Consider the following 8,995-nt stretch of genomic DNA (forward strand, 5'->3'; position numbering starts at 1 on the left):
CCTCGGAACCGACCAGAGACGCTTGATTTCTGGGGTCCTGCGACTTGTGGTCTTTGGCGGCCTCATTTGTGGCCCACACTTGGCAAGTGCGTACTTTTGGTGTTGAAGAAGAATTCCTGATCGTGGATCCTGACCGCGGCAGCCCCGTGCCCCTCGCTGGCGATATTTTGCGCCTGGAAAACGCCGGTTGCCAGGGGACGGTTCCTCCCTTCCGCCCGACGCTGGCGGTCGAGCTTCAGCAGGAGCAACTTGAAGTCATCACTTCGCCGCACAGCAGCCTGACTGCCCTCGCCGCCGAAATACGTGCCGGCCGCACTTACGCCGATTCGCTCGCTCGGAAGTCGGGCGCACGAATTGCCGCCCTCGCAACGTCGCCGCTGGCGGTCACACCACATGCAAGCAACACTGAGCGCTACGACGCACTCCTGGAAAAGTTCGCCCTGACGGCCAGAGAGCAGCTGACTTGCGGATATCACGTTCATGTTTCCGTTGATTCGGATGAGGAGGGCGTCGCAGTCCTGGACCGGATCAGGTCCTGGCTTCCAGCGCTGACTGCACTCAGCTCGAATTCCCCGTTCTGGAACGGAACCGACAGCGGTTACGCCAGTTTCCGGACCCAGGCCTGGAACCGATGGTCCAGCGCCGGTCCCACCGAAGTCTTCGGATCTGCCCAGGCTTATCACTCGTTGGTGGCGGAGCTGTCGGGAACCGGGGTGGTCATGAACCCGGATTTTGATGCAAGACTGTCCGCCCGGCACCCTACGGTGGAGATCCGTGTCTCGGATGTTTGCCTTGATGCCCGGGATACCGTCCTGATTGCGGCCTTGGTGCGTGCCTTGGTGGACACCGCCGCCAGGGAATGGAAGTCCGGACAACTGCCGGACATGGTTTCTGCCACTGTCCTGCGACAGGCAACGTGGCGAGCGAGTCGGTTCGGCCTGCACGGAGAGCTGCTCGACCCCAAAACCCACACGCCCGCATCGGCACGGCATGTCCTCGCCGCACTCCACTCCCACGTCCGCGAAGCCCTCGAAGAGACCGGGGACGCGCACTACGCCAAGGAGGGATTGCAGAGGATCTTCAGCCAAGGCACGGGAGCCGCCCGGCAACGGCAAGCCCACGAACGCACCGGTAGTCTCGCCGGGGTCGTCGCATATGCAACGGGCGTGACCCACCTTGAAGCCGTTGATCACCAGCACGCCGGCGAACCATACCTCGCGTCAGACGCAGGGACTGCAGCGCTCGTTGCGAGCTAGCTTGGAGTGCGCCGTTAGGGTGAGGCATGAGCGATAAGGGAAAGACCTGGCACGAAAGCCATAAGGAATCACTGACGAAGGGCCAACGCGCCGCGGATGTCATGCGGAACGGGATGGGCAGTTGGCCATTCGTCGGCGGCTTTGTCGGGTTCATGATCCTCTGGGCGGCCATCAACAGCTGGGCGTTGGCGAACAACGCCTGGGATCCGTATCCGTACATCTTGTTGAACCTCTTCCTTTCGATGCTGGCAGGGCTGCAAGGAGCCATCCTTCTCATCGCGGCCAAGCGCCAGGATGCGATTGCCGCGGTGATGTCCCGGCACGATCATGACACCAACCTGAAATCCAAAGAGGAGATCGATCTGCTCATGGCCATCAACAGTCAGCAACTGGAGATCCTTCGGGAACTGCAGCTGCTCGCAGCCGCAGGGAACGTCAGGATCGATACGGCTGCGGGCAAGAGCTTGGACCGTTCTTAATACACGACTCCTAATGCACGACGGCGAGGCATTCACTGCCGGAACCACCAGGAAGGAACCCAATGACTGAAAGCAACAATTCGCCGAACAAACCCACAATGTCGGCGATGTGGTCCGACGGCCTGGGCCGCGCCGGGATCCGTTCAGGTCAGATGCTCCTGGTCATCACCCTGGTATCGGTGATTCTGTGGGCGATGACCAGCGTGCCGCTCGTCATCATCCCGGTCACTATCGCGCTCATTCTTGCCTCGGCAATCTCGCCTCTTGTGCGTTGGCTGACTGCTCACCGGTGGCCCCGGGCCCTCGCCGTCGCAGCATCGTTCGTGGGGATCCTTGCAGTCTTCGGCGGAGTCATCACCGGAATCGTCTTTCTTATCAGGGCGCAATCCAAGGAGCTTTCGGTGAAATTCACTGCCGGCATCGACCAACTGCACCAATTCCTGAACAACGGCCCCTTCAAAGTCAGCGACGAGCAACTCCGCTCCGTCGCCGATTCCATCCAGCGCTTCTTCACGAGCAGTACGTTCGGTGCCGAAGCGCTCACCGGTGCCCGCACTGTCGGTGAAATCCTGGCCGGCTTGGTTCTCATGGTGGTGATCTTGTTCTTCTTCCTCAAGGACGGCGAAAAGATCAGGGCTTTCCTCTTCGGCTTCCTGCCCGCGGTTCACCGCGGGAAGGCCCACTTGGCCGCGGAACGAAGCGCGACCGTTTTGGGAGGCTATGTCCGGGGCACGGCGCTCATCGCAGCGGTGAACGGTTTGATCATCGGGATCGTCCTGGCCATCCTCGGTGTCCCGCTGGCACTGCCCCTTGGCGTTTTTGTGTTTATCGGCGGGTTCATTCCCATCATTGGTTCCACCGCAGCCGGTACCCTCGCTGTGGGTGTCGCCCTGATCTCGAACGGTCCGGTGACGTCCCTCATCGTCCTCGCTGTCCTCGTCGCGGCCAACCAGCTTGAGCACCATTTCCTTCAACCCGTTTTGATGGGCAAGGTCCTGAGCATTCATGGACTGGCCATTTTGCTGGCCTTGGCTATCGGCACGATGCTCGCAGGCATTGTCGGTGCCTTGTTGGCTGTGCCGACCGCCGCCGTTGGCTGGACTGCCATCAAGACGTGGACCGGGCGAGGCGACACGGCGCCCGCTGGCATCGACCCCGCCGATGGAACCGCGGGCTGAACCGGACTCACAGCCAAAGCCCGATCCTATGGTTGCGCTAGGAGCTCGTCGTGCAGTTGTTGCAGGTGGGACGGTTGTTCTGCGAGTGCCCGGGTGGTCGGCGGGGGACTGGGTGCCTGAACGCCCGCCAGGGGGTCGTCGGTGCGCGGGACGGTGAGGCTCAACGCCCCGCCAACATCAGGTGCCGCGGCATCGCGGCGGGTGAGGGCCGGCAGATTCCAACGATGTTCGATGGTGGCAAGGATGCTCGTGTGATCGAGTGGGACAGGACCGTGGGCTCGAAAGACGGTGCCGGCCGGGATGAGCGGACTGATCAGGACCGTTGGTACACGTACCCCGAATCGGGTGAAATCGAAACCGAATTCCCCCGGGGTGTTGTCTGGCGGCGTCGCGCCCCACGGCGGAGCGACGTGGTCGTAGCAGCCACCGTGTTCGTCATACGTGACGATGAGCAGGGTGGAGTCCCACGCCGGCCCATCGTGGACGGCGCGATAGGCGTCCAGCAAGAACTGCTCTCCGAACGCGACGTTGTAGTTGGGGTGCTCGCTGTTGCCTGTTGAGGACCAGGACGGTTCAAGGAAGGCGTATGCGGGGAGCTTCCCGGCCGCCGCGTCGGCCTGGAAGTCCGTGAACAGGCCAATGTTCGACGCCGGAGCGTGCCGGGTGTCGTCGAAGTCGAGTTTCGTCAGGGGCGACTTGGTTTCGCCGTAGATCTTCCAAGGGATGCCATGGTTGCCCAGGTGCCCGAAGATGCTCGGCACGGTGAACCGCTTAGCCTTGTCATCCAAGTTGCCTTGGCTAGTGCCGGCACACGCGAACGCCCGGTTGGGCATCGTCATGGTGGGAGCTGACGCGAACCAGGCGTCGCAGACGGCGAATCCCTTCGCCATCGCTGACAAGACAGGCAGCGTCTGCGGGGTGAAGCAGCCCATGATCATTTGCTCGGTTGTTCCCGGCACCACGTGCCAGCCCTTGGCCAAGTTGTCCTTGATGGCACCGGCGTAGTTGGTCACAAAGCCGCTCATGGGGGGAACAGTCCCCGCTTGCGGCGCGCTGGCGCTGCCATAGAGCTGCTCGTTCGTTGCCTGGTATCCCTCTCCGGGGTCGGCGCCCGGCATGAAGTAGACGTCGGGCGTCGAGGAAGTCAGCCGATAGACCCCGACCGGACTGCCATCAGAGCCGGGGCAGGATTCCGTGCCGGTCAGGCCCTCAAACGGGTCTCCCGCGGGAGAAACATTGGCGGAATCGGCGTAGAGGTATCCGAGCATGTGATCGAATGAGCGGTTTTCAAGCATCAAGACAACGATGTGCTGGAGGGCATTGAGACCAGTTGCCGGCACGGTGACCATCCCCTTCGAAAAGAGTTCCTGTCCGTGCTGAACAGTCTCCCACGCAGCTGTCCTGGCGGATATGCCTTGGGTTCGGTGCTGCTCAGGCGGGAACGGCAGCCATGACGGGTTCACCGTTGAAGTATTCGAGCTGCCAGCCGTCAACCACATCGTGGTGGGCGAGGTTGAGCACGGCGTTGTCGATGCTGTCCAGAGTGCGGGCGACGGCGCGGCCGAGGCTTAAGCGGAGGAGCGTTCCATGGGCGACAACAAGGACTCGGCGGCCATGGAACTCTTCGGCCAGCGACTCCAGCGCGGCCAGGCCGCGGGATGTTGCCTCGTCCTCGCTTTCCGCGCCGCGGAAGCCACCGGGAATGCGCAGTGCGTCCAGTTCAGGTCCTGCTTGAAGGCCCTCGGCAGGTCCAAAACGGCGCTCGGTGAGCTCCGGCACGTGCCGGTCCACGCTGAGCCCCAGGCCTGCGGCGATCAGTTCGGCGGTTTCGGCGGCCCTGCTCAGCGGTGACGAAACGATGACGTCCCACTCATAACCGGACAGGACGGCGACGGCGTCGCGCGCCTGGCCGCGGCCGACGTCGTTCAGCGGAATGTCGGTGGATCCCTGAAGCCGGCGCTGGGCATTCCAGTCTGTCTGGCCGTGGCGGACGAGGGCGAACGTAGTAAGGGGCATGCCTTCCATTCTGCCTTGGGATAAGTCCGTGGGCAGCCAATGCTGCTTCTTGGGTCGGCCTTCCGCCTGCAAGTGAACATGGCATGAAGGTTCGGTCAACAGGGGTCGCGAAACGGAAAAACCGGCCTGGGCGACGGTCCAGTCTTTATACGGTGGACCCATGAAAGCCTCCCTAAAACGTCGCAGTGCCCTCACCGGCGGGCTCGTTCTGGCCGTCTTTTCAGCGTTCCTTAGCCCCGCGGGTCCCACCCATGCGGATGATAGCCGGAAAAGTGACAACGGCACGGATCAGGGTGCCCACCTCAACCTTGGCGCCGCTGACCTCCCCGAGAGCCGGACAGTGACAACCCTCGCCCCCGGCGTCACACTGACCAAAATCAGCCGGGGCGGAGCTGACTCTTCACTTTTCTGGACGGCCGAAGTAGCCATCCCGTCCGACTCCCCGGATCCGGATGCTCCGACGTCGGCGCTCTCAAGCCAGATCACTGCGCAGCGCACGGCCGACAAGCTCAAAGCCGGCGGAGTCGATGCGCGGGTTGAACACGTCCAGTCGCCGCAGCTTGCCGACGCCGGAGGCGATTTGGGCTACCGGGTCCGTGCCGGCCACTTTGCCGCGCAGGCCGACGGTGCCTCCGTCGTCGCAAAGATCAAGACCGCCGGTTTTGCCTCCTCGGTGATCTACACGGGTTGGGACGGCGACTCCGAGAACAGCACGAAGACGCGCGGACCGTGGAATCTTGACGTCATCACGATCGACCCTGGGAAGTACGAAGGCCAACTCGCCGCCTCGTTCGGCCCGGATCTGGAGAAACGGGAGACCACCAGCCAGCTCGCATCCGACGCCCACGCCATCGCCGCTGTCAACGCAGGCTTCTTCGTCTTCGACCCGAAGGCCGGTGCCGAAGGCGACCCCGCCGGGGCCGGGGTCTACGGAGGCAAGACTCTCAGCGAAGCCGTGGCGGACCGCCCGGCCCTCGTCATCGACGGGAAGAAGAATGCCAGCAGCATCCAGCGACTGACCTGGGATGGCAAAATCTCCTCCGCTTCCGGGGAAGCGCCTTTGGACGGCATCAACCGGGTTCCTGGCCTGATCCGCAACTGCGGCGGCGCCAACGACCTGCCTACCTCAAGCCCCCTCCAGGACGTCACCTGCACGAACTCCAACGAGCTCGTCACCTTCACTCCGGAGTTCGGGCAGTCCACGCCTGCCGGTCCGGGCCTTGAAGTGGTGGTGGACAGCCACGACACCGTTACCTCCATCGCCGAAACCCGTGGTGCGGCCGTCCCCGCGGGCGGACACACCATCCAGGCCACCGGAACCGACGTCGCTCGGCTCCGCGCACTCGCTCCTATGGGCGCGAAGCTGAAAATCGACGCCGGACTGCTCGGCCAGGACGGGAATCCCCTGCACACCGACAAGGCCATGAGCGTCGTCAACGGCGGCCCGTTGCTGGTCAGGGACGGCAGCGAAGACATCACTGCCCGCCATGACGGCATGGTGCATCCCAACGACGGAAACAGCTTCTACTACGGCTGGGTCCACAAGCGGAACCCCCGGACCTTCGCCGGAACCGATGCCCAAGGCAGGACCATGCTTGTCACCGCAGATGGACGCTCGACTGCCTCGCTCGGACTGAGCCTGAAGGAAGAGGCTGACGTCGCACAGTCACTCGGCATGGTTCAGGCCATGAACCTCGACGGCGGTGGCTCCACAACGGACGTTGCAGAAGGAAACGTCCAGAACAGCCCGTCGGGCGGATCGGAACGCGCGGTCGGGGACGCGCTCCTCGTCCTTCCCGCCCGCAAAGACGGGCAGTAGGACCGGGGCACTTCCTGGGCCGGGGCCCAGGGCTAGATCCAGTCCCGCTTCTTGAACGCCAGGTAAAGGAATATTGAACCGCCCGCCATGAGGGCGCTGGACAGCCAGAGGCCGTAATCGCTCTGGAAGCCGAAGAAGGGCACATTCTGCCCGAAAAAGCCGGTCACCGCAGTGGGAACCGCGATGATCGCGGCCCAACTGGTGACCTTCTTCATGACCAGGTTCATCTGGTTCCCCTGGATGCTGATGTGGGTTTCCAGGATGGTCGTGACCAGGTCACGGAGCGATTCCGTCCATTCCGAGGCACGCAGCACGTGGTCGTAGACGTCCTGCAGGAAGGGTTGCATCGCCGGGCTGCAGCCGACCAGGTCCTCCCGCCTCAGGAGGGTGTTCAGGACTTCACGCATGGGCAGGACGACGCGGCGGAGACGGACGAGGTTCTTGCGGAGTTCGAAGGTCTTCCGCTGCAGGTCATGATCGGGGGAGTGGTCCTCGAAAAGCGATTCCTCGAGGGAGTCGATGTAGCCATCGAGTTCCTGGACGGCGTCGAAGTGCCCGTCGACGATCAAGTCCAGCAGTCCCCAGAAGAGGAAAGGTACTCCGTGTTGGGCCAGCTCGGTTTCCGCGTCCCAGTGCGCCGCCAGCTTGTCGGTGTCGAACTCGGCCCCGTGCACGGTCACCAGTGCGTTGTGGGTCACGAATGCCGAGATCTCGGCGACAACCAGTTCCCCGGTGCCAGGCTGTAACGCCGCCTGGTAGGCCGAGAGGAAGAGGTGGTTCGGGTAGCGGTCCAGTTTGGGCCGCTGGAAGTCGTGGACGGCGTCCTCGACGGCGAGTCGGTGGAGCCCGTACACGGTTTCGACGCCGAGCAGGTCATCCGCCGTCGGGTTCGTGTAGTCGATCCACAGCACCACGTCATCCTGGCGGGCCAGGGCTTCGATCTCGTGGGCCAGGACATCGTCTCGTTCGAGTTTGCCTTCGCGGTAGAGCCGTATGAATACCATCCGCCCCATGGTACGGGACGCGTATCCGTGCTTCCTGAGCGGCAAGGCTTCCCGGCCCGGACGTGCCTTTGCGGTAGTTCCGTCCCTACAATTAAGTGCGGCCTTGCGGTGTCCTGCCGCGGGCCGCCGACAAAGGAGAGCCATTATGGGTTGGGGCGAGAGGTTCCATCACGCTGCCGGGAAACTCCACGGCAAGGCCACGGAGGCGGCCGGCGAGGCCACCGGCAATGACCGGCTCAAGGCTGCGGGCAAGTCCCGTCAGGTCAGGGCCGATCTGAAGCTGGCAGGCGAAAAGATCAAAGGCGCCTTCAGGAAGCACTAGTCTGCGGACGCCGATAGCAGGGCGCGGGCCATGCGGCCCGCGCCCGCGTCATGTCCTGATACTTTTTTCAGGCACTGGACGGGGTCGGTGCGGCCAGCCATGATGAAGGAGGCGCGGGGGCTGGATCGTCAACCCCAGTTTGCGAGTGGCACCCGCAGTGGAGGCGCGCTGACATGACACGCGAATCGGTGCCGGCGGAGCAGGCGAATTCAGTGGGTTCCCTTGCACCCAGCGAAACTTTCCTGGCCGAATACTACGCCCAGGTGCCCCCGGAGGATCTGCGGAGCTACAGTCCTGAGACGCTCCGGGCGCGGGCCGCGCACCATCTGAAAGTGGGTTCGTCGCGCGTGCCCGGGCAGGCCGCCGTCGGGATCTTGACCGAACTGGATGCCAGCGTTGTTGCAGTGGTGACAGAGGACAGCCCGTATCTGGTCCATTCCGTCACGGCGGAGCTCACCCGCGACGACGCGTCGATCCGGCTGCTTGTTCATCCGGGCTTTCGGGTGCTTCGGGATCCGGTGTCCCACGAGCTATTGGAAGTCTGCCTTGGAACTTCCGCGGAGGGGGCTTTGGGAGGGACCGCACCGGAGGCCGGGGAAACCGAGGTCTGGATCGCTGCGGAGATCGGCAGGCTGCCGGATGCGGCGGCTGTAAGGGAACTGACGGAAAACCTCCAGAGGGTGCTCGATGATATCCGGGTTGTGGCCGACGATGCGGCCGCCATCCGTGGCAAGGTCGCCGAAGCAGCCGCCTCGGTGGACGGGTTCCCGCGCGCGGTGTTGCCGCCGCCGGAGGAGCTCCGGGAGTTGCTCCTCTGGCTTGACGACGGGAACTTCCTGTTTCTCGGTTACGTCGAATTTGAGCTGACGACGGCGGGTGGCCGGGAAATGCTCGCCGAGCGGCAAGGCTCTGCGCTGGGTT

The 8,995-nt window shown here is 63.6% G+C and carries 8 protein-coding genes and 1 pseudogene; 6 read left to right on the top strand and 3 right to left on the bottom strand.

What is annotated here, in order from left to right; genetic code table 11:
• Positions 1-86 precede the first annotated feature (86 nt).
• The 3 genes from QRN59_RS07080 to QRN59_RS07090 all read left to right on the top strand — a co-directional run bounded on the left by QRN59_RS07080 (position 87) and on the right by QRN59_RS07090 (position 2,913).
• Positions 87-1,256 carry a carboxylate-amine ligase gene (locus QRN59_RS07080; protein WP_284981794.1) on the top strand — a complete coding sequence of 390 codons (1,170 nt, stop codon included), beginning with the start codon at positions 87-89 and terminating at the stop codon, positions 1,254-1,256.
• Between the two features lie 26 nt (positions 1,257-1,282).
• On the top strand, positions 1,283-1,735 hold the full coding sequence (locus QRN59_RS07085; protein WP_284981795.1) for a DUF1003 domain-containing protein: 453 nt from the start codon (positions 1,283-1,285) through the stop codon (positions 1,733-1,735).
• 62 nt (positions 1,736-1,797) lie between these two features.
• Positions 1,798-2,913: an AI-2E family transporter gene (locus QRN59_RS07090; RefSeq protein ID WP_284981796.1), complete on the top strand. Its 1,116-nt coding sequence runs from the start codon at positions 1,798-1,800 to the stop codon at positions 2,911-2,913.
• 26 nt (positions 2,914-2,939) lie between these two features.
• Here the strand turns inward: QRN59_RS07090 and QRN59_RS07095 are convergent, their stop codons facing one another.
• Both QRN59_RS07095 and QRN59_RS07100 read right to left on the bottom strand, forming a co-directional pair.
• Positions 2,940-4,253 (bottom strand): alkaline phosphatase family protein, encoded by a 1,314-nt coding sequence (locus QRN59_RS07095; RefSeq protein WP_284981797.1) that lies wholly within the window; start codon positions 4,251-4,253, stop codon positions 2,940-2,942.
• Positions 4,254-4,344: 91 nt separating this feature from the next.
• Positions 4,345-4,929: a histidine phosphatase family protein gene (locus QRN59_RS07100; RefSeq protein ID WP_284981799.1), complete on the bottom strand. Its 585-nt coding sequence runs from the start codon at positions 4,927-4,929 to the stop codon at positions 4,345-4,347.
• Positions 4,930-5,089: 160 nt separating this feature from the next.
• On the opposite strand from QRN59_RS07100, the gene QRN59_RS07105 reads away from it, so the two are divergent.
• Entirely contained in the window at positions 5,090-6,748 is a 1,659-nt protein-coding gene (locus QRN59_RS07105; RefSeq protein ID WP_284981800.1) for a phosphodiester glycosidase family protein, read from the top strand.
• Positions 6,749-6,780: 32 nt separating this feature from the next.
• On the opposite strand, the gene QRN59_RS07110 is transcribed toward QRN59_RS07105, so the two are convergent.
• Positions 6,781-7,752, bottom strand: coding sequence for a magnesium transporter CorA family protein (locus tag QRN59_RS07110; protein WP_284981801.1), 972 nt, complete (start codon positions 7,750-7,752; stop codon positions 6,781-6,783).
• Positions 7,753-7,897: 145 nt separating this feature from the next.
• Between QRN59_RS07110 and QRN59_RS07115 the strand changes: the two genes are divergently transcribed.
• Entirely contained in the window at positions 7,898-8,074 is a 177-nt protein-coding gene (locus QRN59_RS07115) for a CsbD family protein (protein WP_284981802.1), read from the top strand.
• A gap of 173 nt (positions 8,075-8,247) precedes the next feature.
• Positions 8,248-8,995 (top strand): annotated as a pseudogene (locus QRN59_RS07120) (NAD-glutamate dehydrogenase domain-containing protein); the annotation flags it as partial.

The organism is Arthrobacter sp. efr-133-TYG-118, from assembly GCF_030209755.1.
Lineage (GTDB): Bacteria > Actinomycetota > Actinomycetes > Actinomycetales > Micrococcaceae > Arthrobacter.

Excerpts from the sequence above, each read along its gene's own strand:
- QRN59_RS07085 (WP_284981795.1), top strand. The coding sequence starts at position 1,283 with ATGAGCGATAAGGGAAAGACCTGGCACGAAAGCCATAAGGAATCACTG.
- QRN59_RS07115 (WP_284981802.1), top strand. The coding sequence starts at position 7,898 with ATGGGTTGGGGCGAGAGGTTCCATCACGCTGCCGGGAAACTCCACGGC.
- QRN59_RS07100 (WP_284981799.1), bottom strand. The coding sequence starts at position 4,929 with ATGCCCCTTACTACGTTCGCCCTCGTCCGCCACGGCCAGACAGACTGG.
- QRN59_RS07090 (WP_284981796.1), top strand. The coding sequence starts at position 1,798 with ATGACTGAAAGCAACAATTCGCCGAACAAACCCACAATGTCGGCGATG.
- QRN59_RS07105 (WP_284981800.1), top strand. The coding sequence starts at position 5,090 with ATGAAAGCCTCCCTAAAACGTCGCAGTGCCCTCACCGGCGGGCTCGTT.
- QRN59_RS07110 (WP_284981801.1), bottom strand. The coding sequence starts at position 7,752 with ATGGTATTCATACGGCTCTACCGCGAAGGCAAACTCGAACGAGACGAT.